Genomic DNA, 25,876 nt, shown 5'->3' with positions numbered 1-25,876 from the left:
TATCACATGGCTTTAAATGCGATTTTTCCAAAAGTACGCAGCTTTTTAGCTCAACCAAAACAATTGTTTATTGGCGGTCAATGGATAGATGCAGTCAGTAAACAGACATTTAATGTTGAAAATCCAGCAACCCAAGAAGTTATTGCCCAAGTAGCAAAAGGTAGTGCTGCAGATGTTGATTTAGCAGTTAATGCTGCCAATTTAGCATTTAAGACATGGCGTTACGAGATTCCTGCAACCCGTGCCAGATTGCTGTATCAATTGGCAGATTTAGTTGAAAAACACACTGAAGAACTGGCGCAAATTCTAACTTTGGATAATGGTAAGCCTTTATTGTATTCACGCCATGAGTGTGGCGGAGCTGCTCATATTTTGCGTTATTTTGCGGGTTTCGCCACAAAAGTTGAAGGTCGTCAGGTGCCTATTTCAGGTGCACCTCATGGCACATTTTTAAACTATACCTTGCGTGATCCTGTGGGTGTTTGTGGCTTGATTGTACCTTGGAATTTTCCGCTTACCATGTGTATCTGGAAACTTGCACCAGCAATGGCAGTAGGATGTACAGCAGTATTAAAGCCTGCTGAACAAACACCTTTAATTGCTGTGCGTTTAATGCAACTTTTTGAACAAGCAGGTTTCCCAGCTGGAGTGGTAAATTTAGTGACAGGTACAGGGCGTGAAGTGGGTGAGCCGCTGAGTGCACATATGCAAGTCAATAAAGTGGCGTTTACGGGTTCAACAGCAGTGGGTAAAGCCATTGCTCAGCAAGCAACATCGAATATGAAGCGTGTCACTTTAGAGTTAGGTGGTAAATCACCCAATATTATTTTACCTGATGCTGATTTGAGCAAAGCTATCCCTGGCGCCGCACAAGCAATTTTTTATAACCAAGGGCAAGTCTGTACAGCGGGTTCCCGTTTGTATGTTCATGAAAAAGTCCTTGATGAAGTGTTAGATAAATTATCTAAAGAAGCACAAGGCATGAAGATTGCAAATGGTTTAGATGAAACGTCTACGATGGGACCATTGGTGTCGGAGCGTCAGTATGCAACGGTCAATCGTTATATTGAGCAGGCATTAGCTGACGGTGCGGAATTGTTGACTGGCGGTAAGCGTCCAGACGGTTTTGATCACGGATATTTTATCGAGCCGACCATTTTCCTTGATCGTGAAGAAAAAGCATGTATTGCCAAAGAGGAAGTTTTTGGGCCTGTATTAACCGTGATGAGTTGGTCAGATACAGATGAGTTGATTGAGCGTGCCAATAACTCAATTTATGGTTTAGCTGCTGGTATCTGGACACAAGATCTATCTCAGGCGCATCAGATTGCAGCCAAGTTAGAAGCCGGATCTGTTTGGGTGAATTGCTATAACGTGGTTGACCCAGTTTCTCCATTTGGTGGCTATAAACAATCAGGTTGGGGCCGTGAAATGAGCCACGATGTGATTGAGGCCTATACTGAAACCAAAAATGTTTGCGTGAATTTATATTAATAAAATTCCTCCGAACTTCTCTTGATGAAACAGAGAGCTTTCCCGCTACAGGCGGGGATGAGGGGGATTTCTAACTCAAAAAGGACTAAAAAATGGATTTGGAATTAAAAGATCGAGTTGCAATCGTTACAGGCGGTGGGATGGGAATAGGTAAAGATGTTGCCCGTCTTTTATCTCAAGAAGGCTGCAAAGTCGTGATCTGCGCGCGTCGTATGAGTTATTTGGAGGAAACAGCCAGAGAGATTTTTGCTGAAACCGGAAATGAGGTTTTGCCATTATTTTGTGATACCACGGATATGAAAGCGGTACAGTTTATGGTTGATCAAGCCATGCAGCATTTTGGACGAATTGATATTTTAGTGAATGGTGCGGCAGCGCCTTCAGGTGTAGTCCGTAATGATATTGAACATGCAGAAGACCACGAGCTATTGGGGGATTTAGATACCAAGGTTATTGGATATTTTCGTTGCATCAAAGCTGTCACCCCCCATATGAAAAAGGCTGGTTTTGGGCGAGTGATTAATATTGGTGGTTTAACAGGTCGTGGCAGTAAGGTTATGTCAGGGATGCGTAATCTTGCGATTGCCCATCTGACCAAGACCTTATCAGACCAACTTGGTCCATCGGGTATTACTGTAAATCTGATTCATCCTGGCGTTGTTGATACACCACATATTCAGGAGCTTTATGAACGTGAAGGCGTGAAGCAGGACAAAACTCCTGAGCAAGTGCGTCAGGGTTATATCGACAGCACACCAATTCGTAGAACACTTGCGCCTATCGAAATGGGTTACTTAATCGGTTTTCTTGCCTCCCCTAAAGCAGGTGCGATTACAGGTGAGTCGATTGGGATTGATGGTGGTTTGACCCGTGGCATCTTTATCTAAGGAGTAAGCATCATGTCAAATGGAACATTATTAGTAGCTACAGTTGGGCAAGCGGTAATTCGTAGTGGTGATGATGGCAAGTTATGGCACCGTTTAGGGGTTGGGCAAGATATAGAGTTTGATGCGATAACCCGTTCTTTATCGCAAGATCCTGAACAACCCAATGTGATCTATGTGGGAACTGATATTGGATTATGTGTCAGCCATGATTGTGGTGGCACGTGGCAACGTTTGGATACACCTTTTAATGGGCAAACGGTTTGGAAAGTTGCTGTTGACCCTCAAAATCGTCAAAGAATTTTTGTTGGAACAGGAGCCCCGTCACGTGCTGTGCTTTGGCGTAGCTTAGATGGTGGTCAGACTTGGGATGCTGCACCTGTTGAAATTCCAGAGTTTTGTGCAGGGGTAAGTCGCCCACGATTGCTGGCTTTTGCTTATGATCCAACGGATGCCAATAAAATTTGGTTTGGTTTAGAAGAAGGTGGACTATTCCACTCACAGGATGGCGGTGAGACTTGGCAGCGACTAGATGATCGCTTGCTTTGGGATTTTAATTCGGATGTTCACGCGATTACCGTCTTGCCAAACCATGGTCAGAAAGTGGTGGTGGTGGTTTGTGTCAATGCCGTTTATCGCAGTTTTGATGACGGGCAGACATGGACAGGAATTATTGCTAAAGAAACATTTGGTTTGTATTACGTGCGTGCGATGTCAGCACATCATCAGAATCAGGATACAGTCTATATCAGTATTTCAGATGGGACACCGGGTACGACCAGCAAGATTCTGGTATCGAAGAATGCTGCTGCAACATGGGAAATCTTGCCTTTACCACAACAACCAAATTCATGCATTTGGGCGATTCAGCAAAACTTCAATAATCCTGATCAGATGATCGCTGGAACTAAGTATGGTCATCTGTTTACCAGTGAGAATGGCGGAAATAGCTGGATTAAACATTGGCGTGAATTTAGTGAAATTGCAGATGTTCTATGGAGTTCAGCCATTACTGAAATTAAGGCATTACATCAATCTGTGATTGAAAAATAAAGCGAGGAAAAAGATGAAAGTTAAAATATTGCGTACCCATCTTTCACTCTTCGTCAGAGATCCCGAGCTGTCTGCTCAATGGTATACCGATGTTTTGGGGATGGTAGAACATGCACGAGGCCCTGCATGGATCATGATGAGTTTTGGTGTGAAACATCATGATATTGCTCTGATCAAAGCCGCACCTGATGCACAGCAAGGTGGGCTTGGCTTGCAGCACTATGGTTTGGAAATTGAGGGAACATTTGAAACCCTGCAAAAATTGCATGGCATGCTGATTCAAAAAGGCGTAGAAGTGGTCAAAACCACAGATCATACCGTAGGCAATGGCCTATATTTCAATGACCCTGATGGTAATCGTCTAGAATTTTTTTTAGAAACGATTCATGACGATAGCGAGGCAATTAAAGCTTTTCATGATACAGGTGCGCCAAGTAATCCTATTGAAATTAAACCTATTTTTTAAATGGTTCTGATATGAAAAAAGCAAATTTTGAACATTACCATATTCGTAAATGGTACAGCTTTGTAGAGGAAACACTTGCTAATGAAAGCGGTGTGTTGGCAGATGGTGAGCCAATTTATAAATATGCGGTTGCTGTTGCGATCCATAATCCATTTGCTGGTCAGTTTCAGCAAGATCTCAATGCGCTGATTGAAAAATCACCTGAACTGGGGAGTGAGTTTGGTCGCCGTATACAGGCTTTGGCTCAAGGACGTGTTATTGAAAGTTATGGCAAAGCCATTTTGGTAGGAATGAATAGTGAATATGAACATGGCAACGCATTTCTCACCAATCCAGCAGCGAACCCTGTACGTGAAGCGATTGGAGGCGGTAAATCATGGGTACCCTCTACAGGTAAACGTGGCGTTGCCGGGACGATTATTGATGTTCCTCTAGCTCACAAAGATGCGCTTTATGTACGTTCACACTATGACACCTTTTCTTTATCGTTTAATGATGCACCGAATAGTGATGAAATTATCGTGATTTGGGCTTTTGCAACCCGTGGACGCTTACATGCCCGTTTAGGTGGTTTAAAGGCTTCTGAAATTAAAGGTCAGGATGGTTTGAATTAAGTTAGCGATAACGCACTCAATTTTAAGCATCGCAGATAAATACAAGGATAGGACATCATGCGCATAGGGAGCCATTTTTTTAAAAACCGCAGTGGCCTTGGACTACATTATTTAAGTTGGGGCGATCCGGAGCAACCCGTCATAATCATGCTGCATGGACTACGTTCCTATGCTGCAACATGGCACATGCTTGCACCACTGCTTGCAGAGCATTTTTATGTAGTCGCATTAGATCAGCGTGGTCGTGGACAAAGTGAATGGGCGGAATATTCAAGTTATCAAACTGAATATTATGTGCATGATCTTGAAGATCTGATTGCTGAATTAAGGGTAAGTGAAGTTATCTTATTAGGTCACTCTTTAGGCGGAGCCAATGCACTTGAATTTACCCGTTTACATCCTGAACAGGTCCGAGCATTGATTGTTGAGGATATTGGGCCAGGTTCATCAATCCAAGGTGATGGCGCATTGCGTATTCGACATGAAATGCAAACCACACCTTTGTCCTTTGCTTCATGGGATGAGGCCACAGCATTTTGGCAAAAGCTTCGCCCATTGATTGATGAGCAAGGTATTCAATCGCGTTTGAAACATACCTTGGTGGAAAAAAATGGGCAGATTTATTGGCGACATGATCAAGAAGGTATTGCTAAAGCGCGTTTGAGTTTTCCATCGATAGATCTGTGGCCTGCGGTTGAAAGTTTGATTTGTCCTACGCTATTTATAAAAGGTGGTTTGTCAGATTTTTTAACCACTGAAATGCTCAAACACATCAAGATCAAAAAAAATGATGTGAAAACTGTGGAAATTGCGGATGCATCACATTATGTCCATGATGATCAAAGTGAGCAGTTTAATCAGACTGTACAGGATTTTTTAAATCAGTTTGTTGAGTGACATAGGAAAGTAACAAGGAAGGGAGCAATAGGCATGAAGCAAGAACACACACAAGTTGTGATTGTAGGTGGTGGCCCAAATGGAATTGCATTGGCACACTATATGGGAATGTATGGGGTTCAAGCCATTGTTCTAGAAAAAAATCTTGATATTTTGCCATACCCTCGTGCAGTGGGAATGGATGATGAGGCATTGCGTGTCTTGCAAACCATTGGTGTGGCTGATGAAGTTGTGAAAGACATGATCCACAATGTGCCATTGCGTTATTACAATGCGCGTGGAATTTGTTTTGCTGAAGTAAAACCATCTGTTGCCGACTATGGTTGGCCGATGCGTAATATCTTTATGCAACAACTTTTAGAAAAATCCATGCGGGAAATGTTGCAAAATTATTCGCAGATTGAATTACGTTCTGGGCATGAAATGCTTGATATCACTCAGAGCAATGAGTTGGCAACGGTTGAAGTCAAAGATCCTGATGGGAAAACGTACCAAATCACAGCCAAATATATCATTGGTGCAGATGGTGGGCGTTCTTGTGTACGTAAGAACGCTGGGATTCAGCTTGAAGGCTTAACTCATCCACATAAATGGATTGTTGTGGATACTGCACATGATTCTCTAGATGCGCCGTATACAGCTTTACATGCTGACCCAAACCGTCCATTTGTTTGTATATATTTACCTTATCAGCAACGCCGTTGGGAGTTTATGTTGTTTGATGGTGAGGATGAAGAAAGCATGTGTAAGGAAGATAGCATTCGCCAACTGATCCGTAACCATATTGGTGATAGCGTTGATGAACTGGAAATCATTCGAATTCGTGCCTATACCCATAATTCACGGGTTGCCAACCGATTTATTGATGGACGGATCATCTTGATTGGAGATGCGGCACATATTACTCCACCTTGGGCGGGGCAAGGTCTAAATTCAGGTATTCGTGATGTTGGGAATGTTGCATGGAAATTGGCTGCAATATTAAAAGGTTATGCTTCAGAAAAAATTATGGACAGCTATGATGATGAGCGTCGTACGCATGCTACAGAATTAGTCGCCTTAGCTGACAATATGGGCATGGTATTGGGTTTGACCAATCCACTGATGGCTGGAGTGCGCGATTGGCTATTTCAAGCTTTTAATAATGTCGATGCCTTACGCAGCCATTTAGTTGAATTTAAATTTAAACCTAAACCCTTTATTCATAAGGGGTTGGTCTATCATCCACGTCCTCACATTAAAGAAAGTGATGTTGTTGGAAAAATATTTATTCAGCCTTACGTCGAAGATCTTCAAGCCAACAAGGTGAAATTTGATGAGATTCTTGGTCAATGGTATGCCGTAATTGCATTCCGAAAAGACCCACTTCAGCATTTATCCGAGCAGACTCGTGAATTTTGGCAAAGTCGGGAAACTCGTTTTATTCAGATCAATCGCGCTAAAAGTGGTCTAAATCGTAAGCAACCTTTAAATGCTTCTGAGCAGGTGATTTGTGTAGAGGATGTGGAGCGTAAACTAGAAGACTGGTTTGATCTTGCCCGTGATGAGGTGGTGATTGTACGTCCTGACCGTTTTATTGCAGCCACATGTGCTTTGGAAAAGCTTGAAGAAACATTGGAGAAATTGGCATGTCAGTTGATCAACTAACCGAATTACAACATCGCTTATTAGATGCTCGTATTGCGCGACATGTACTGGATGCCAATGAGTTTGACTTTATTGAACACGATCAAGCTTATCTCAGTCAGGCTGAACTGATTGAACAATATTGTCAAGAAACAGACAGTAAACTCTCGGGTTGGAAAGTGGCACTTTCGGGTGCACCTGCTCAAGCAAAATATGCTTTACAACATCCTGTTTATGGACATCTTTGTATAGATATGCAATTGGCAAATGGCAGTTGTATTGAGCTTAGCCAATTGTACCAACCTAAACTGGAAGTTGAGTTGGCCTTTACTTTAAAAGAAGCCATTTTGAGCAGGGATTTAACCGATGCTGAATTGTTGGCGAAAGTAGGAAAAATTCGTCCAGCAATTGAAATTGCAGATACACGCTGGCAAAACTGGCATTTTAATCTAGATCAATTTTTGGTCGATAATGCGGCAGCGCAATTTTATCTACTTGGCAATGAGGTGGAGATATCTATAGAGGATTTAGATATCCACCGACTCATTGAGCATAGCAATATAGATGTAACAGTGACAACACAGCCACAAGATCAGCCAATTCGTAATTATCTATGGTTGGTACGGACTGTCATGGAGCAGGCTAAAAGTTTGCAAGCAGATGATGTGATTTTAACAGGTTCAATCATTCGGCCCATGGATTTAAAAGTGGGGGAATATCAATTTAAGGTACTTGGTCAAAACCTTTCACTACAAGTAATTTAAATCGACAAATACATTGCTAAATATGTGAAGCATTTGATGTTTCGCAAAAGATTTTAAAAATAGGAAAACAATAAAATGGCACAGCTTAATGATGTTGGTTTATTAAAGTCTCAAGCATTGATCAATGGGCAGTGGCGAGCTGCTTACTCTCAACAAACCTTCAATGTAACTAATCCTGCCACGGGTGAAATCATTACCAGCGTGCCAAAAATGGCGAAGCAAGAGGCTTTGGATGCAGTTGCAGCAGCTGAGCAAGCATTACCCTTATGGCGTAAGAAGAGTGCCAAAGAACGAAGTCTGATTTTACGCTCATGGTTTGACTTAATCATGCAGCATCAGGATGATCTGGCCTATATTTTAACCTTGGAACAAGGTAAACCTTTCGCAGAAGCCAAGGGTGAAATTGCATATGGCGCAGCTTATATAGAGTGGTTTGCAGAAGAAGCCAAACGGATTTATGGCGACATTATTCCCTCAAATGCCGCGGATCAGAAAATTTTAGTCAACAAACAACCCATCGGCGTTTGTGCTGCAATTACTCCATGGAATTTTCCCAATGCCATGATTACCCGTAAAGTTGCACCTGCATTGGCGGCAGGTTGTACCATCATTGTCCGTCCAGCCTCACAAACTCCATTATCTGCCTTTGCGATTGCAGAGTTGGCACAACGCGCAGGTATTCCAGCAGGTGTATTCAATGTCATCACAGGGAGTTCTAGCGAAATTGGTCAAGTATTGACTACTGATGAGCGTGTGCAGAAGTTTAGTTTTACGGGTTCAACTGAGGTGGGTAAAAAATTGATTGCACAGTGTGCATCAACAGTGAAAAAGGTATCGATGGAGTTGGGTGGGAATGCGCCTTTTATCGTATTTAATGATGCTGATCTTGATGCTGCTGTGAAAGGTGTGATTGCAAGTAAATTTCGTAATGCCGGACAGACTTGTGTATGTGCCAATCGTATTTATGTGCAATCAGCGATCTATGATTCATTTATTGAAAAATTATCGGTGGCGGTAAAACAGCTTAAAGTCGGCAATGGAATGGATGCTGGCGTAGATTTTGGACCCGTCATTGACAGTATGGCGATCCGTAAAGTGGCAGAACATATCGAAGATGCAGTAAGTAAAGGTGCCCAGATTGTATTGGGTGGAAACCCCCATCCATGCGGAGAACTGTTCTTTGAACCAACTATTGTCAAAGATGTTACTGCTGAAATGAAAGTTGCTAAAGAAGAAACTTTTGGTCCTTTAGCACCTATATTCAAGTTTGAAACTGAAGACGAGGTCATTGGCTATGCCAACGATACTGAGTTTGGTTTGGCATCTTATTTTTATACGCGTGATTTAGCTAGAGCAATGCGTGTTTCTGATGCTCTTGCATATGGCATGGTGGCACTAAATACTGGAATATTGTCCAACGAAGTGGCGCCGTTTGGTGGGATAAAGCAATCTGGATTAGGACGTGAAGGATCTAAATATGGAGTAGAAGATTATTTGGAAATTAAATATGTATTGTTGGGTGGATTAAGCACCTGATTAATGATGAGGATCAAGCAAATGAGTAATGAAATATTTGAAAAAGGACTGGCGATCCGTAAACAAGTACTCGGCGAAGAATATGTTAATCAATCTATGAAAAATGCTGATGATTTTAATTTGCCATTACTAGAATTAGCCACTGAGTATTGTTGGGGTGCAGTTTGGGGACGTGATGGATTGACTAAGCCTGAACGAAGTCTGATTAATCTGGCTATGATTTCAGCACTTAACCGCCCAAATGAGCTGAAACTACATGTGAAAGGTGCTTTACGTAATGGAGTTCCCAAAGAAAAAATCAGAGAAGTCCTGTTACAAGTCACAATTTATTGTGGAGTGCCTGCTGGTATGGATAGTTTACGTATTGCGAAAGAAGCGATTGCAGAATATGAAAGAGAAAATGGTTAGTGTTTATTTTGATCTATAAACGGCTTTGTTGCATAAAGAGCTGAGAGATAGAGTTCCCCTAATGGACTTAAATTTAGGATGCAACTTGGGTATGAGGTCGGCCTAATTCTGTAAATTTATTGAGTACGGCTACGCGTGCATGAATCTCATTCACCTGACTAGGAAAGTTCCTTGCCGTTAATTTATCGCCTAATAATTTGATGCAATGCATCTTGGCCTCGACTAAACTGCCTCGATGGTACCCAGACCACTTTTTCCAAATTGATCTTCCTAAACGTTTGACTGTTTTCAATAATTCATTTCTTTCTAAAGATCATAGTTTTTTGTCACGCCATAGTTTTGCATTTTTTCTTGGCGGAATCACCGCATGTGCTTGACGATCTGAAATAAACTGTCGGCACCATTTCGTGTCATATGCTCCATCGGTATACACTGACTCTGTGTGTTCATCTTGTGGGATCTGATTCAATAAGTCGCTAAGCACTTGTGAATCACCACGTTATTTGTTGTTATCTGAACTGCGCGTATTTTTAGGCTTTAGCATCCATTGCAATATGTAATTTACGCCATGGTCTACGATATTCAGGCTAATGTTTCTTACATTTCCATTCCTCCTTCGCCTAAAAATTTCAAACCTGTAGAATCAACTAATAGGTGACGTCCATCACTGCTTTTTTGAGAGCCAATGGCAATATTAAGATATTTTGTCGCCTACAAATCGTCGTATAGTCTGGGGCGCAGTCAAACTCAAACCACAAAGTTTAATCAGACTTTGTATGAAGCCAGTGAGCATACGCAGAGATAAACGAAAGAGAGATTTAATCATTAAAGAGCACTGAATCGCTGTATCTGAGTAGATTTGATTTCTCCTTTGTTTGTCTTTTGACTCGGCATACGATTGAATTTTAGGATTAAACCATATCATGATGTTTCCACGATTGATTAAAGCTTGGTTATAAGAAGACCAATTCGTTGTACGATAGGTTTTAGGTGCAAGCTATATTACTGAATAAGCCTTTAGAGATAGGTTTGTGCAACAAAGCCGTGGTAATTTAACAGGTTGGAGAGCGATAGATATTCCTATACAGGAAATAAAAGAGGTGCTGGCAGAGTTGTGTACAGAGTAACTGATAATGAAGTGCAAATTAGAGGTTTTGTGAAAGGTCATGATTATAATAACATTATTGAATAAGGTGGTTGATTTTTTGTCGTCTTTTAAAGATAGATTATATAATTGGAAAAGGGGGTATGGATTTATCCCCACATTATACTATGCTGATCCTAAAAGACAAATAGCATTGAAAGTCCTTCCTATATTACAAGCATATAGGAAGTTAATAGCAGATGGTCAAAATTATTCTTTACCAGAATGGGTTGTAAATAATGATAATGTTAAGAATTTTAGCGCAGCACAGTTAAATAAAATTTGGTTGGAATACTTAACAGAAATGATCCATGCATTTGAATTGATCTTAGCCGAAGATTATAAAGCGGAATATGAAGTTGAGATTGATAAGGGCTTAGCTTTATTTGCAACTTATTATCAGCATTTATGGGACTAATCTTTTTATAATTAATCATAGCTCTTATCATAATTGATCAGGGCTTTGTTGCACAAAGATTTAAAATTAAAGTTCACCTAAGTTATCTAAATTTAAGATACAACTCGGGTATCAGGTCTTCCTAAATCCGTGAATTTATTGAGTACAGCTACACGTGCATGAATCTCATTGATCTGGCTTTGAAAATGTCTTGCAGTCAGTTTATCCCCTAATAATTTGACGCAATGCATCTTGCTTTCAACCAAACTCCGGCGATGATAGCCAGACCAGTTTTTCCATTTAGTCCTGCCCAAATGTTTAACAGTTCGAAGCAGTTCATTGCGTTCTAGCGAGCTAGTCTTTGTATCTTTCCAAGGTTTAGCATTTTTCTGGGTGGGATTACTGCATGAGCTTGACGATCTGAAATAAACTGTCGGCACCATTTCGTGTCATATGCTCCATAGGTATACACTGACTCTGTGTGTTCATCTTGTGGGATCTGATTCAATAAGTCGCTAAGCACTTGTGAATCACCACGTTATTTGTTGTTATCTGAACTGCGCGTATTTTTAGGCTTTAGCATCCATTGCAATATGTAATTTACGCCATGGTCTACGATATTCAGGCTAATGTTTCTTACATTTCCATTCCTCCTTCGCCTAAAAATTTCAAACCTGTAGAATCAACTAATAGGTGACGTCCATCACTGCTTTTTTGAGAGCCAATGGCAATATTAAGATATTTTGTCGCCTACAAATCGTCGTATAGTCTGGGGCGCAGTCAAACTCAAACCACAAAGTTTAATCAGACTTTGTACGAAGCCAGTGAGCATACGTAGAGATAAACGAAAGAGAGATTTAATCATTAAAGAGCACTGAATCGCTGTATCTGAGTAGATTTGATTTCTCCTTTGTTTGTCTTTTGACTCGGCATACGATTGAATTTTAGGATTAAACCATATCATGATGTTTCCACGATTGATTAAAGCTTGGTTATAAGAAGACCAATTCGTTGTACGATAGGTTTTAGGTGCAAGCTATATTACTGAATAAGCCTTTAGAGATAGGTTTGTGCAACAAAGCCTAAAGGAGATAAGTGTATAGATAGTGCACCGGTAATATTATTGTTTCATTTGGGAAAAGAGGATACTAAAACTAATGGCAAAGAAAATCAGAAATATTAACTTTAAAGTAAAAAAAAATGATGGTTTGTGTGGAGGGCTTTGTATGCAAATTATTCCTTCAAGTATTGAAAATAATAGGAGTTATTTAAATTCTATTGTGATTGGCGAAACTGCTTTTTCTTTAATCGAGAGGTTCTTTTTTGAAGACGAAGATAAATGGGCGCATTGGAGAGATATTTATCTTGATTCAAAAAAGGTAGAAGTGATAATTGGGAGATTAGAAGCTTATAGAATGTATTTGGATTCTAAAACAGTAATAAATGAAAATGATGATATTCGTTTAATTTTTAATGAAAGTAAGTTAAATTTTATTGAAAATTTTGAATTATATAAAAATTATGCTATTGAAATGATTGATCAAATTGTTAATTTTTTAAAAAAAATTTTAGAAAACAAAGTAGATGGAATAACTGTGATAGGCGTATGACTTTGTTGACTTCGAATAAAAATAAAGTTTCCCCTTCTTGAAGGCTTTGTTGCAATGGATTTTATATCAAAAAAATTCCGCTTGAACTTGAGGGAATGCTATATCCGGAATCATTACCAAAGCAGCATAATTCAACAGAGTATAATGACTACTCGTTTGTCAAAAACAAGACTGCTGGAAGGAACGATGCTGTAGCAGATATTTGTTAAATACATCTATAAACTTAAAATGTGAAAAATGAGAATTATAATAATTTTATTAATATAATTCATGTATTTATGTTGGTTATCCTTATTTTTAATAGGTTGAATCCCAGACCATAATAATGACTAAAGGATATGGGGAAGTACTATTTTTTCCCATCAAAAAAAAACGCTTGAAAATTAATCTAAGTGGATTATTATATTTAATCTAAGTGGATTAAAAAACAATCCATTTAAATGATCAATTAAAATTAAAATGAAGTCGCCATCGTTCTAGGATCGAAGTACATGGTGTAAAGGAAAAGTAAGTTATGGAAAAAATGAATAAATTAAAAGTAGGGATACTGCTGACGACGGTTATGGGTTCAATCACTTTAAGTGCTTGTAACGACAATGATGATGAGAAATATCTAACCCAACCGCCTAAAGCAGAACTGACAGATTGTATGTGGCAAAATGCGGTTTCAAGTAAGGATGGAACCGGTGGTGCCAATCCTATGAATTATGCGCTTCCAGACTCCAATGTAAATTATTGGTCGAGTGAATTTATAGTGCCAGAAGGTGCAAAAGTTTTTATCGATGGTGATTATCCTTATGCCCGTCACACTTCTCTGGTTAGCTATACAGCTAAAGGAGAACGCGTTAACTCTTTGGTAGATGTCAATATTAAACCCAATCACGGTGTGACCAATCCCTTTATTGTGGGGAATAACCGCTTAAATAAAGAAAGAGGATTTAAAGCTGAGTTGGTCTTGGGGGATCTACCTGCATTGCCTCAAGAAAATACTTTATATGCACCTAAAACAGACAGTAATGAAGTGGCGTTAATCTATCGTGTTTATGTGCCGAATAAAGGCTTTAATGAGAAAGGAGGGGTTAATTTTCCTCGCTTTAAAGTGCAGTTAGCCAATGGTGAAATCAAAACAGGTGCAGAAGTTTGTACGGTCCTTAAAGTGAAAGAAAAAGCTTTGGATAATGTGCAAACGCCTTTGAACTTAATTTTAAGTTTGTATAATAAACAGCCTTACACGGGTTTCCCTGCGCAATTGACCCCAACATGGTATACCGCCTATAACGGGCCTGCGAATATTAGTTGTATTTATAAATATAACTTAGCTCAGTGTGAAGGATTTAAAACTGAACGTAAGCTGAATCAATGGGCTACACCAGATAATGAATATACCTTTTCTGTGATTAGCCGTAAGCTCGGTAAGGTGGTTGTGGTGAAAGGTAAACTGCCACAAATCGCAGCAACTTCTGGTAACGAAACCACTTTAGGGAAAGGTGATATTCGATATTGGTCAATTTGTAGCAATGAGCTGATCTCGACAGCAACTAACTTTTGTATCTATGATGAGCAAATAAAGCATACAGACAAAAATGGCTTTTATACTCTCGTTGTATCTCTACCAGAAGATCGACCAAAGAATGCAACAGAAGAATGTGGAATTGCGTACTTGCCTTTAAGTCCACGTGGTGATGGGTATACTGGTCCAGATGCGGTGGAAAAAGGGCATAACGATGTTGGTTTCCTGATCATGAGAAATTTATTACCGTATTCAAACTTTAGTCAAGCAATCCAGAACACCAAAGTTTGGGGAGATGAAAAGACAGTCATGGGTGATTATTTACCAGACTTGAACTACAGCTCTAAAGAGGAATTTGAAGCCAAAGGTTGTTCATAGTTCATCTGTCAAAAATAAGCCAGTCGATTGGACTGGTTTATTTTTTATCATTTTTGATATAAAAAGACCTCTCTTTTTATTTTTCTCTATGGAATGTGATGAGTAATCAAACCAAAGAAAAGCTTATCGAGGCTGCGATTGTTCTCTTTTCACAGAACAATATTGAAACTTTGTCTGTACAGAAAATTAATGAAACTGCAAAAGTAGCAAATAAATCAGCTTTATATTACCACTTCAAATCTAAATGGGGATTGGTAGAAGCTGCGCTTGATCATGTCATGACACCTTATGTTACAGACAGCCTCGCGCTCTTAAATGCGATTCAATCTGAACATGTACAAGTTTCTGATGTTGTAGATGCCTTGATGAAACCGATGGTGAAGATTCTTTTACAGGAAAATGGGATTCATTATATAAAATTCTTTTCTAAGACGATTAGCGCAGGAGACGAAGGGCGGATCATTGTTGTAAAGACATTGGTACCTATTTCAGATAAAGCAGTCTCTTTATTACAACTGGCTTTACCAGATTCTGAACCTGACGCGATTGCATTAAAAGTACTTTTTACCTTCAATACGATACTCAATGTGGTCAGTGATATTGGTCTTGAACACTTTTGGCCGACCAAGGTAAAAGATCACAAACTGTTGGGTAAATACTTAAAAGACTATATTGAAGGTGGCATTCGATTCAAGGTAAATCAAAGTTATGATTGATCAATAAAATCACCAATTGAAAGCGGGGATGAATCAAATTGTAGAAGGAAGAGGATTTTATAGCGGGATATAAGACAGGGTTGAATGCCAGATGAAAATAATGCACAAATCATAAAACCCAAAAATATGGATGTTTTTAAAAGGAAAGACAATGAAAATTAAATTTTTGACGGTCTCATTGATGTTTATTTTACCATTTTCTGTTTTTGCAGCAAATGCAGCGGTAGAAAAAGCAGTCATTGAGTCAAATAATACCTATAAGAATAAATATAATTTAGATGATATGACTGAGTTTAATTATGCGCAAAAAGGCTTTATTGCCAAGCCGACGGGTCAAATTAAAAGTGAGAAAGGCAATGTTATCTGGGATTTTGATGCGTTTAATTTTTTAAACGATCAAGCTCCAAATACTGTTAATCCGAGTCTATGGCGACAAGCAAAGTTAAACAACAATGTCGGTCTTTTTAAAGTTACAGATCGAGTTTGGCAAATTCGTGGTTTCGATTTGGCAAATATGACTATTATACAGGGTGATACTGGCTGGATTATTGTGGATACATTAACTTCTAAAGAAACAGCTGAAGCTGCACTCAAATTTGCTAGACAGCATTTAGGTGAGCAAAAAATTTCAGCCATTATCTTTACCCATAGCCATATCGATCATTTTGGTGGGGCATTAGGTGTTATTTCTACCGAAGAAATTAACGCAAGAAAAACGCCAATTATAGCGCCACAAGGCTTTATGGAAGAAGCGACCAGTGAAAATGTGATGGCAGGTTCAGCCATGCTACGTCGTGCCAGTTACATGTATGGAACTTTTCTACCGAAGAATGCACAAGGGCTGGTAGATACAGGTTTAGGTAAGGCAGTTGCTGTTGGGAAAATGGGAATCCTTGAGCCTACACAACTGATTACTCAGGCGGAACAGAAAATGACCGTTGATGGTCTAGATTTTGTGTTTTATAACGTGCCGGGTTCAGAAGCGCCCGCCGAGTTAACCTTCTCTATCCCATCACTCAAACTTTATAATGGCGCGGAAATTCTTTCGCATACCATGCATAATCTTTATACCCTTCGAGGTGCTAAAGTACGAGATGCCTTAAAATGGGTGGGTTATTTAGATCAGGCAATGCAACATGCCAAAACATCGGATGTGTTGATTGCACAGCATCATTGGCCAGTATGGGGCAATGACAATATTCAAGATTTTATTAAAACGCAGCGAGATGTATATAAGTTTACCCATGACCAGACGGTGAGATATATGAACTCTGGTTTAAATGGCGCTGAAATTGCTGAGAAAATTCAGCTTCCAGCGGCACTTGATCAAAAACTATATGCTCATGGCTATTATGGAACCCTAAAGCATAATGTAAAAGCGGTATACCAATATTATATGGGATGGTTCGATGCCCATCCTTCCAATTTAGATCCATTGCCACCTAAAGCTGTTGCAAAAAAATATATTGAATTAGCAGGTGGGGAGAGCAAAGCGTTGAAAAATGCGCAAGATGCCTATGATCAAGCTGATTATAGATGGGCTGCTGAGATTTTAAAGCATATTGTGTTGAATAACCCTCAAAACCAACAAGCGAAAAACTTATTGGCAAATACTTATCGTCAATTGGGCTATGCTGCTGAGGCTTCAACTTGGCGTAATTTCTTTTTAGTCGGTGCCCAAGAGCTACAAAATAATCTACCTTTGCAAAATACATCTGATCCAAGTGACTTATTGATTCACACGCCAACAGAAAGATTTCTTGAAGCCATGGCAACCAATTTAGATGTAGAAAATTTAAAAAGTGAAAACCAGTGTCTCAATCTGGTTTTATCGGATACCAAAGAGAATTTTTCATTGTGGGTTGAAAACTCAGTCATGCAATTCAAGCGTTATGATCACAGTAGCGCTTTGGCATCGGATTGCCCAACATTAACCTTAACCAAACCCTTATATCTAAAAATGATTACAGGTCAAATAGAAGGGGTAAAAATCCTCCTTTCTAAAGACAGTAAAGTCAAAGGCAATCCACTGAAAATTGGAAAATTCTTTGCAATGTTTAAACGGCCAGATTCAATTTTCCCAATTGTGACTCGACCAAATGGCTAAAGTTACAAGGCTAGGCTCAAATAAATAGAGCCATAAGCTTAAATCAGTAGATCTAAATATAGATGGGGGAACTTATCAACTTAGTTCTCCCACTCTTATCGCAGGCAATAAAAGAAATCATTTCTTGTAACGGTATTCAAAATTAAAAGTAAACTATAATGATTTTAACCCTGTTGCTACTTTGTTAAATATTTTTTGAATTTTATAGCGTATTTTCTAGGGAGGAATTTTAATTGGCAACTTGTTTAAAAAAATGTTTATTTTTATATTAATTTACTCATAAATAATAGCTTTAAGCGATATTTTTAACTAAAAGGTAGATAAAATATTGTGAAATATTTTTTATTAAAAATAACATTTTATTAAAGATGACTTGATTGTGTCATTTTTTTAATATATTGAGTAAATATATAGGTCATGTTGATCGTATCAATATTCGATAGTTTAAGAGCTTAATCTTGATTTTATCAACCTTATATTTTTATATAGTCAGCATAATTAAGAAACTTATTTTGTAATACCTACGGGTTGATTTTCCTTTTTGAGAGCCTATATTTACATAATGCACTTGTTACGCTGTTGTAGGTGTTGGTGAGTTCGATTAGCTTGCACTTTGTAAATATCTACAAATAGCTTAAAGCGCAGCCAAATAAGTATGACTGCGCTAGGTTTATTTATATAGCTTTCCACTGATCACGGACTTCTTCTGAGTTTTTATTCAGGATAACTTGATCACCCTTAACATCACTAATCCAAGACGTTGGAATTAAATGATGTTGACCATTCGGATCATCATCACTAGTTAATTTTAGCTGACTATCGCCTTCGAGATGATCAACTGTTCCAACTTGTGTGCCACAAGATGCAATAACATTCGCGTGCTTTTTAATATCTTGAATATTGAAAGAAAGTAGTCATTTCAGCCTCTTCTTTATTAAAAATAAAACGATTTAGAGTATTTAGATTACCGTGTATTTTGGATTTATTCTTTAATTTATAATAATAGTTACAGAACAGTCTTTTAAAATAACTTAACTCACGTTATTCAATAACAACGTCACAAAATGAAATGATATTTTATCTGCTTAATGTGAGTTGTTTGGCAATTTCCTGTTTTTTTACAAAACTTAAATTTAATATATTAATTTTAAACGATAGATTAAATTTTAAAGCTTATGAAAAACTAAATTAAAATGAATCTTCAAATCCAAATAAATAAGTCCATGAAACAGGTATTAGCAGATTTTGATTCGGCAACTTTCGAATATAAAAATCAGCAGCGTATATCTGTATTTCGCCAATTAACCCTTTTATCTGAGAATTTACCCTTTCCCGCACAAGGGCAAACCTATGCACGTTGGCAGTGTTTTGCTGAAATAGCGGGAATTGATCTAAGTTTGGCAAAACTATTTGAATCACATTGTGATGCACTTAGTATCTTGTACGAATTAGGCGATTCGACAAACATACGTTCTTCAGAGATATGGGCTGTATGGGCTGCTGAAGGCGGTCCAGCGCCTCTACAGGTGGCAAATAACCATTGTACTGGAACTAAGTTATGGTGTTCTGGGGCTGCCTTTGTACAACGAGCATTAATGAGTTATAAGAATCAACAAGGTCAATCTCAGTTGTGCATGGTTCAATTAGATCAGCCTAATATTTCTATAGATTTTAGTCAGTGGCAAGCAGTGGGTATGCAACATACCCAAACAGCGAAAGTTCATTTTCACAACTGCTTAATTCGGCTTATCGGGCAACCTGATCAATATTTACAACGTCCAGGTTTCTGGCATGGTGCAGCAGGTATAGCAGCGTGTTGGTATGGAGCTGCTGCACGTTTGATGCATTTTTTACAACTGAGTTGTCAAGATAGTCCAAATTCATTTAAGTCTATGTATATGGGTGAGCTGGCTCAGCAGTTGGCAGTGACAAAAGCATTTTTTCAATATACAGCCAAACTTATAGACACACAGCCTCATGAGAATCATGAACGTGTGATTCGAATTTTGCGTGCGCAAACTGAGCAATGCTGTCAAGCTGTCATGGATTTGGCTGGTAAAGCTTTAGGGGCAAGACCATATTGTGAAGAGGGTGTTTTTGCTCAATTAATGGCTGATCTACCTGTATTTATTCGGCAAAGCCATGCCGCATTTGATGATGTGCAAATTGCTGAACGATGTTTACAGGAGCATATGTCATGGGAACTTTAAGACATCCTCTCGTTGAAGATCGGATGATTCAGGGTGAGGGCACTCAAAAGAGTCAATGGTTACAGGCATTTGAAAAACAGCCGTTGCCACCACTCGATCTTGAGCAATTTCGTTCCAAAAGGGTGGTGATAATATCACCGCATCCTGATGATGAGATACTGGGTTGTGCTGGCTTAATGCAACAGCTTATGCAATTAGATTGCAACATTGTTGTATTGGCAGTTACAAATGGTACCCAGAGCCATCCACAATCGAAAAAATACACACCCGAACAGTTAAATCAATTGCGTCCACTAGAAAGTTTGGCTGCCCTAGAGTGTTTAGCGATTGCTAAACATACCCAACGTATCGGATTGAATTTGACTGATGGACAAGTTCATTTACAAATCAATCAACTTTGGTCTGGATTAGATCAGACCATTCACCCAGAAGATTTTTTAATTTGCACCTATAAATACGATGGTCATCCAGATCATGAAGCAGTAGGTAAGACCGTTCAGTCATTCGCAAAAGTACACCAATTGCCCTGTTTGCAAGTTCTGATCTGGGCTTGGCATTGGGCAATTCCTCAGGATCCCCGAATCCCATGGCATCAAGCCTACGCTTATTGCTTGACTGATGAGCAAATTAGCCAAAAACGTCAAGCCATTTTACAGTTCAATTCTCAAACCCAAGCAGATGAGAGTACGGGACAGAATGCTGTTCTATCGCCATCAATCATTGAGCGTCTGCTCATGCCTTATGAGGTCTATCTCTGTGAATGACTATATCGATGTATTTGAAGAATTGTATTCAAAAAGTGAGGATCCATGGGGGTATGATCACCGTTGGTATGAAGCTAGAAAAAAGCAAATTTGTCTGGCGTTATTGACGCGACCACACTACATAAATCTTTTAGAAATAGGTTGTTCTAATGGCCATCTAAGCGAACATTTGGCACAGCGCGCTGATCGAGTCTTATCAATAGATGCTTCCGAAAATGCTATTCAATTGGCTTCCAAACGTTTGCACGGCTATAAACATGTTAAGGTAGAACAGAGAAGAATACCCAACGCTTATCCTTCTGGACATTTTGATCTCATTGTAATGAGTGAGGTTGCATATTATTTGACCTCACAAGAATTACATCAATTAATTGATCATTTAACGCATAGTTTAACGCCACATGGAGAAATTCTGTGCTGCCATTGGCGCCATGAGATAGAAGGTTTTGAGCTAGATGCGCAACGGGTTCATGAAAGCTTGAGGAATCAATTGCCATTTCATCATTATTTAACGCTGAGTGATCCCGATTTTATCGTCGATCTTTGGACAGTTGGCGCTTCTTCACTGGCACAACAGGAGGGAAGTATTTGAAAATAGGTATCGTTATTCCGGCCCATAATGAAGAACAGTACTTATCGGCATGCTTGCAAGCTGTTCAAAAAGCAATTGAACAAATTAAGCACCATCAAGTTGAAGTTTTAGTGGTATTAGATCAGTGTAATGATCAATCCTTAAATATCGTAAAAAACAATCATATACGTTGGCTTACATGTAGCTATCAATGCGTAGGGCAAGCACGTGATTTAGGAATTCGGCATTTAATCGCGCAGGGTGCGACTTGGATTGCATGCACAGATGCGGACAGTTGTGTAGATTTAGATTGGTTATATGCTCAAATACAGCATCAACCCACTGATGTCATTTGCGGCGTGGTGCAGCTTGATGATTTTAGCCATTTGTCCCTAAATGCTCAGCAAAACTATTTGATCCATTACAAAGATCGTATGAACCATCAGCATATTCATGGAGCTAATTTAAGCTTTAGTGCGCAAGTATATCTACAAGTGGGTGGTTTTGAAGCGATTTGCTGCCATGAAGATGTTGGATTGGTACAAAAATTTATTCAACACGGATATCAAATTACTTGGACTAATCAAGTACGCGTGAGTACAAGTAGCCGTTTGGATGCACGTGCGCCAGAGGGCTTATCTTATTTTCTCAGTCGGTTGGAAAATGCTGAGCTATAAATAATCATGGATGAACCTATCTTTCTTAACAGTCATCATAAAGATATAAAACGTAAAGCGTTCAACTCAATATAAGATTTAAAATAGTTTATGCTTTGGCAACTGGAGATAGGATAATTCAACCCCATGTTTGCGAATTACTATAAAGTTAATTAAATCTAAAAATAAAAAAACGATATATATTAGTTATATAGATTTAAGTGGGAACTGCATTGTCTATGTTACAAATTTCTAGAGAAAACTCAAAAATAAACAATGACAGCATTTAAAATCTGAGTATAATTTCGCCAAATACCCCTTGTTCATTTGTCAGTTTTACATGGCAAAAGACAAGGGGTTTTTCTATGGATTGTGGTTTTGTAAGGAAATGCCTAAATTTTTTGTGAGTGGCATCGTAAATGTTCATTTTTAAAACAGCTGTATGGGATCGTACGAACCCCATCCATAGTCAAATTTTAGCAACTCAGCTTAGTTTTTTTAGCTTGGGTTTTGCGACAGCAGCATGGGCGCCATTAATTCCATTTGCCCAGCAACGCTTGTATCTGAATCATGCAGATTTTGGTTTACTTCTGCTTTGCGCAGGTATTGGCTCATTTTTATCTATGCCTGCCACGGGTGCTTTAATCCAAAAGTTGGGGTGTAAGTCAATTATTGGTTTTACGCTATTGGCTATGCTATGTATTTTGCCCTTTCTAAGTATATGCAATACTGCTTTATCTATGGCCATTTTATTGTTTGTGTTTGGCACGATGGTAGGAAGCTTGGGCGTTGCTATTAATATGCAAGCAGTCATTGTTGAGAAAAATAGCCTAAGCAATAGAATGTCCAGTTTTCACGGCATGTGTAGTTTAGGGGGCTTAATGGGTGTGGCATTGGTCAGCATCTTATTGGCTTTAGGTGTTACACCATTACTTGCCGCACTGAGTATCAGTTGTATATTGTTAAGCATTGCATTTTTTGCCATACCGCTATGTTTGACTCGAATAGAGAACATAGAGCAAGGCACAGTAGTAGAAAATAAGCCAGAAAAATTAAAGTTAAAAGAATTGATGCATCCCACTTTACTTCTGATCGGTTTGGTATGTTTTATCAGTTTTTTATCTGAAGGGGCAGCAATGGACTGGAGTGGGATATATCTGGTAAAGCAATACCACTTAGATCCTACTTACGCTGGTTTTGCCTATACTTTTTTTGCAATCGCTATGACAGTAGGGCGGTTTTCAGGCAGTGCTTTGTTACGATGGTTTGGTGCCAAGCAGGTAGTATTGTATGGCGCCATTTTGGCTGCTTTGGGCTTAATGATTATCGTATTTGCTCCTCACTGGTCGGTAGTATTGTTAGGATATTGCTGTTTAGGTTTGGGGAGTTCTAACATTGTACCAGTGATGTTTTCTCGGGTAGGAGAGCAAAATTTAATTCCCAAAGCAGCTGCATTATCATTGGTTTCAACAATTGCTTATAGTGGGGCTTTACTTGGCCCTGCACTGGTAGGCTTTTTAAGTGAAGTGATTGGATTAGGCTCGGTATTTATTATCATTGCACTGCTGTTGGCAATGATTGGCATCGTCAACAGATACACCCAGATACAAGCAAAATAGAATCACACGGGGTTACAGCAATTTGCTGTAACCCTTGCTGGGCAGATTAAAATTGAAAGCAGCACATTCAAGTGAATAGGAGCAAACTAGACCTTAAATATTGAAGCCCGAGATGAAATCCCTGCCTTGTGCATATAAATTGGTTCATCTATGGGTTGCTGTAAGTCATGTAAAAATGCATTACGCCAGTCATTGATATCAAACTGCTCGATGCCCAGCATCAGTTGTTGATAACGTTCAATACGTTCTTCTTTCGACATAAACAAAGCAGTTTCAAGGGATTTAACCATCTGCTTTTCATTATTTGGATCGACCAGCACCGCTTCGGTCATTTGCTCTGCTGCACCTGCATATTTAGAGAGAATCAACACCCCAGGGTTATCAGGATCCTGTGCTGCAATATATTCTTTGGCAACTAAATTCATCCCATCTTTTAACGAACTAACCCAGCAAATGTCGGCATACTGATAAATCTGCATTAATTCATCATGCTCTACCACGTCCTGAGTGCAGTTAATGGGCGTCCAGTCAGCAGTAGCGTAGTCTTGATTGATTTGCTTAATTTTGTCCATGAAAGATAGATAAAAATCTTGATATGTCGTAATGTCCATGCGAGATGGGCCCGCAACCTGTAAATCCACAATATGCTGATGATACTCAGGATGCTGTTGTAAAAAGCATTCAAAAGCTCCAAAACGCTCAAGTAAACCTTTTGAGTAATCAATACGGTCAACACCGATAATAGTTTTATACAAAGGATTATCTTCAAAATCGAATATCGATTTCATGGTTTGATTCTGACGTTGTGCTGCCTGTTGTATCACTTCAGGATTAATACCAATAGGGTAGCATTTAATGCGGGTTTGTTGATCAGGTTGAATCAAAAGATCATCTTGTACGCGGCTAAATTTCAAACTATTTTGGCAAAGCTGCATACATTTTTGTTGGTCTAATTGAGTCTGTAAGCCTAATACATCATATTGAGTTAAATCTTGCAGTAAGGTGCGAGCCTCCGGTAATTTTTCCCATATTGAAGCACTGGCAAATGGGATATGTAAGAAAAAACCGATACGATTACGCATTCCAAGTTTTCGACAATAATGCGCTATACTGAAAAAATGATAGTCATGTACCCAAATTAAATCATCAGGTTGAGCAATCTCATACAGCTTTTCGGCAAAAAATTGGTTAACTTGTTGATATGAAGCATATTCTTCGGATTTAAACTCAATTAAATCGGCACGCTCATGCATAGCAGGCCATAAGGTGTTATTGGCAAAGCCACAGTAATATTGTTGGTATTGACTCTGCTGTAGTGGGCAGGTAATAAATTCAATATTATCTTGCTGTATATGTTCAAACTTTACCGACTTATGATTGTCAATTTGTTGACCATTCCACCCCAACCATATTCCACCAATATCATGTAGTGCATCTTGCACAGCCACTGCTAGACCACCTGCTGAGTTATTCGAGGGATCGGGTAAGCTGACACGATTTGATAAAACAATTAATCTAGACATGAGTATTCTCCAAGCGTTTTACCGAAGATTTAATCTTTTCTTGTTGGATATGTTGAGCAAATAATTCGAGAAAATCGGTCACAGCCATTGTATTTTCTAATCTAAATCTAGCTTGGGTATCGCCTGCACCAACCTTGATACTGATACCACCAACCTGATTAATGACTTCAAAACCTGCTTCATCAGTAAAATCGTCGCCAATAAATAATGCAATACTATTTTCTAGTTTACATTGTTGGATTATTCTGTGAATTGCATTTCCTTTATTGGCCTGTGTAGGAATTAATTCAAATACGTACTTACCCTGAATAATTTTAAAATTTAAATTTTTCGCTTGCACTTGTTCTAAAAAATGCAACGCTTGGTTTTTATATTGAGGGTGTTCTCTATAATGTAGCGCAATAGAATAAGGTTTATGTTCTATTCGAATATGGGGTTGAGATAAGCAAAGTTGATTAATCTCATGTTTAATTTGAATTAAATCTTCTGGATTATAATGAGTATGGGGCATAGAAATATGCGTATCGATATTTTTTAATTGCATTTCCAGACCATGGGTTCCTGCAATATTTAAGGCTAGATTTGGGAAAAAGGTTTTTGCTTGATCTATAGGTCTACCCGTAACAATACTGATAATTATAGAATTGTTGACAAGTTTTTGAATAATATTAAAATTTCTTTGATTCAAAGTTGTTTGGCTTGGATCTGAAGTGAAATCAGCCAGTGTGCCATCAATATCTAAAAATAAACTGTAGTTCGGATGCGTTAGATCATTTTTCTCATGATGTATATTTTGGATGAGTGCTTTAGGTGAAATAATCCTCGCTTTTTTTAATGCTAAAGAATCATTCATTCTTTTACCTTTAAATAATTTAATTAATTTATTATTACTTTAATTATTGCTTTTAAGGTGATTATTTATGTTATAT

23 protein-coding genes and 2 pseudogenes are annotated in these 25,876 nt (G+C 38.7%); 20 read left to right on the top strand and 5 right to left on the bottom strand.

What is annotated here, in order from left to right; translation table 11 throughout:
• The first annotated feature begins 6 nt into the window (after positions 1 to 6).
• The 10 genes from AC4CUY_RS13980 (at position 7) to AC4CUY_RS13935 (ending at position 9,742) form a co-directional block, all read left to right on the top strand.
• Positions 7 to 1,494 carry an aldehyde dehydrogenase family protein gene (locus tag AC4CUY_RS13980; RefSeq protein WP_490774289.1) on the top strand — a complete coding sequence of 496 codons (1,488 nt, stop codon included), beginning with the start codon at positions 7 to 9 and terminating at the stop codon, positions 1,492 to 1,494.
• A gap of 92 nt (positions 1,495 to 1,586) precedes the next feature.
• Positions 1,587 to 2,381: an SDR family NAD(P)-dependent oxidoreductase gene (locus AC4CUY_RS13975; protein WP_336951530.1), complete on the top strand. Its 795-nt coding sequence runs from the start codon at positions 1,587 to 1,589 to the stop codon at positions 2,379 to 2,381.
• Between the two features lie 12 nt (positions 2,382 to 2,393).
• Positions 2,394 to 3,431, top strand: coding sequence for a WD40/YVTN/BNR-like repeat-containing protein (locus AC4CUY_RS13970; RefSeq protein ID WP_490774288.1), 1,038 nt, complete (start codon positions 2,394 to 2,396; stop codon positions 3,429 to 3,431).
• Positions 3,432 to 3,444: 13 nt separating this feature from the next.
• Positions 3,445 to 3,897, top strand: coding sequence for a VOC family protein (locus AC4CUY_RS13965; protein WP_336951526.1), 453 nt, complete (start codon positions 3,445 to 3,447; stop codon positions 3,895 to 3,897).
• Between the two features lie 11 nt (positions 3,898 to 3,908).
• Positions 3,909 to 4,511 carry an amino acid synthesis family protein gene (locus AC4CUY_RS13960; protein ID WP_336951524.1) on the top strand — a complete coding sequence of 201 codons (603 nt, stop codon included), beginning with the start codon at positions 3,909 to 3,911 and terminating at the stop codon, positions 4,509 to 4,511.
• Positions 4,512 to 4,568: 57 nt separating this feature from the next.
• On the top strand, positions 4,569 to 5,408 hold the full coding sequence (locus tag AC4CUY_RS13955) for an alpha/beta fold hydrolase (RefSeq protein WP_419820220.1): 840 nt from the start codon (positions 4,569 to 4,571) through the stop codon (positions 5,406 to 5,408).
• 33 nt (positions 5,409 to 5,441) lie between these two features.
• Entirely contained in the window at positions 5,442 to 7,055 is a 1,614-nt protein-coding gene (locus tag AC4CUY_RS13950; RefSeq protein WP_490774287.1) for a bifunctional 3-(3-hydroxy-phenyl)propionate/3-hydroxycinnamic acid hydroxylase, read from the top strand.
• Positions 7,037 to 7,798, top strand: a complete 762-nt coding sequence (locus AC4CUY_RS13945) for a 2-keto-4-pentenoate hydratase (RefSeq protein WP_490774286.1) — start codon at positions 7,037 to 7,039, stop codon at positions 7,796 to 7,798. The genes AC4CUY_RS13950 and AC4CUY_RS13945 overlap by 19 nt, the downstream gene beginning before the upstream one ends.
• A gap of 75 nt (positions 7,799 to 7,873) precedes the next feature.
• Complete coding sequence (locus tag AC4CUY_RS13940) at positions 7,874 to 9,334, top strand: NAD-dependent succinate-semialdehyde dehydrogenase (protein ID WP_490774285.1); 1,461 nt, start codon at positions 7,874 to 7,876, stop codon at positions 9,332 to 9,334.
• A gap of 21 nt (positions 9,335 to 9,355) precedes the next feature.
• Complete coding sequence (locus tag AC4CUY_RS13935) at positions 9,356 to 9,742, top strand: carboxymuconolactone decarboxylase family protein (protein ID WP_490774284.1); 387 nt, start codon at positions 9,356 to 9,358, stop codon at positions 9,740 to 9,742.
• 73 nt (positions 9,743 to 9,815) lie between these two features.
• Here AC4CUY_RS13935 and AC4CUY_RS13930 read toward each other — a convergent pair.
• Positions 9,816 to 10,733 (bottom strand): annotated as a pseudogene (locus AC4CUY_RS13930) (IS5 family transposase); the annotation flags it as partial.
• Between the two features lie 175 nt (positions 10,734 to 10,908).
• Between AC4CUY_RS13930 and AC4CUY_RS13925 the strand changes: the two are divergent.
• Complete coding sequence (locus tag AC4CUY_RS13925) at positions 10,909 to 11,304, top strand: hypothetical protein (protein WP_336951513.1); 396 nt, start codon at positions 10,909 to 10,911, stop codon at positions 11,302 to 11,304.
• Positions 11,305 to 11,396: 92 nt separating this feature from the next.
• Here the strand turns inward: AC4CUY_RS13925 and AC4CUY_RS13920 are convergent.
• Positions 11,397 to 12,313 (bottom strand): annotated as a pseudogene (locus tag AC4CUY_RS13920) (IS5 family transposase); the annotation flags it as partial.
• Positions 12,314 to 12,440: 127 nt separating this feature from the next.
• On the opposite strand from AC4CUY_RS13920, the gene AC4CUY_RS13915 reads away from it, so the two are divergent.
• The 4 genes from AC4CUY_RS13915 (at position 12,441) to AC4CUY_RS13900 (ending at position 17,604) form a co-directional block, all read left to right on the top strand.
• Complete coding sequence (locus AC4CUY_RS13915; RefSeq protein WP_336951511.1) at positions 12,441 to 12,893, top strand: hypothetical protein; 453 nt, start codon at positions 12,441 to 12,443, stop codon at positions 12,891 to 12,893.
• Positions 12,894 to 13,407: 514 nt separating this feature from the next.
• Entirely contained in the window at positions 13,408 to 14,781 is a 1,374-nt protein-coding gene (locus AC4CUY_RS13910; RefSeq protein WP_490774283.1) for a hypothetical protein, read from the top strand.
• 98 nt (positions 14,782 to 14,879) lie between these two features.
• Complete coding sequence (locus AC4CUY_RS13905) at positions 14,880 to 15,497, top strand: TetR/AcrR family transcriptional regulator (RefSeq protein ID WP_490774282.1); 618 nt, start codon at positions 14,880 to 14,882, stop codon at positions 15,495 to 15,497.
• A 151-nt stretch (positions 15,498 to 15,648) separates the two neighbouring features.
• On the top strand, positions 15,649 to 17,604 hold the full coding sequence (locus tag AC4CUY_RS13900) for an alkyl/aryl-sulfatase (RefSeq protein ID WP_490774281.1): 1,956 nt from the start codon (positions 15,649 to 15,651) through the stop codon (positions 17,602 to 17,604).
• 674 nt (positions 17,605 to 18,278) lie between these two features.
• On the opposite strand, the gene AC4CUY_RS13895 is transcribed toward AC4CUY_RS13900, so the two are convergent.
• Positions 18,279 to 18,503 carry a DUF2171 domain-containing protein gene (locus AC4CUY_RS13895; RefSeq protein ID WP_490774669.1) on the bottom strand — a complete coding sequence of 75 codons (225 nt, stop codon included), beginning with the start codon at positions 18,501 to 18,503 and terminating at the stop codon, positions 18,279 to 18,281.
• A gap of 294 nt (positions 18,504 to 18,797) precedes the next feature.
• Between AC4CUY_RS13895 and AC4CUY_RS13890 the strand changes: the two genes are divergently transcribed.
• From AC4CUY_RS13890 to AC4CUY_RS13870, 5 genes are all read left to right on the top strand, one after another.
• Positions 18,798 to 19,814: an acyl-CoA dehydrogenase gene (locus tag AC4CUY_RS13890; RefSeq protein WP_490774280.1), complete on the top strand. Its 1,017-nt coding sequence runs from the start codon at positions 18,798 to 18,800 to the stop codon at positions 19,812 to 19,814.
• Positions 19,802 to 20,578 carry a PIG-L deacetylase family protein gene (locus AC4CUY_RS13885; protein WP_419328609.1) on the top strand — a complete coding sequence of 259 codons (777 nt, stop codon included), beginning with the start codon at positions 19,802 to 19,804 and terminating at the stop codon, positions 20,576 to 20,578. The genes AC4CUY_RS13890 and AC4CUY_RS13885 overlap by 13 nt, the downstream gene beginning before the upstream one ends.
• Positions 20,571 to 21,170 carry a class I SAM-dependent methyltransferase gene (locus tag AC4CUY_RS13880; protein ID WP_419330669.1) on the top strand — a complete coding sequence of 200 codons (600 nt, stop codon included), beginning with the start codon at positions 20,571 to 20,573 and terminating at the stop codon, positions 21,168 to 21,170. Before AC4CUY_RS13885 ends, AC4CUY_RS13880 begins: the two co-directional genes overlap by 8 nt.
• Positions 21,167 to 21,826: a glycosyltransferase family 2 protein gene (locus tag AC4CUY_RS13875; RefSeq protein WP_336951495.1), complete on the top strand. Its 660-nt coding sequence runs from the start codon at positions 21,167 to 21,169 to the stop codon at positions 21,824 to 21,826. Before AC4CUY_RS13880 ends, AC4CUY_RS13875 begins: the two co-directional genes overlap by 4 nt.
• A gap of 398 nt (positions 21,827 to 22,224) precedes the next feature.
• Positions 22,225 to 23,424 carry an MFS transporter gene (locus tag AC4CUY_RS13870; protein WP_336951493.1) on the top strand — a complete coding sequence of 400 codons (1,200 nt, stop codon included), beginning with the start codon at positions 22,225 to 22,227 and terminating at the stop codon, positions 23,422 to 23,424.
• An 86-nt stretch (positions 23,425 to 23,510) separates the two neighbouring features.
• Here the strand turns inward: AC4CUY_RS13870 and AC4CUY_RS13865 are convergent, their stop codons facing one another.
• The gene (locus tag AC4CUY_RS13865) at positions 23,511 to 24,947 is read right to left on the bottom strand and encodes an alpha,alpha-trehalose-phosphate synthase (UDP-forming) (protein ID WP_336951491.1); all 1,437 of its coding nucleotides are present in this window, start codon (positions 24,945 to 24,947) and stop codon (positions 23,511 to 23,513) included.
• Positions 24,940 to 25,800, bottom strand: coding sequence for a trehalose-phosphatase (gene otsB, locus AC4CUY_RS13860; RefSeq protein ID WP_490774279.1), 861 nt, complete (start codon positions 25,798 to 25,800; stop codon positions 24,940 to 24,942). Before otsB ends, AC4CUY_RS13865 begins: the two co-directional genes overlap by 8 nt.
• Positions 25,801 to 25,876 lie beyond the last annotated feature (76 nt).

It is taken from the genome of Acinetobacter sp. 778_lipA (assembly GCF_058242985.1).
Note: the sequence above shows the minus strand (reverse complement) of the source record. Positions and strands in the feature narration are given on the sequence as shown.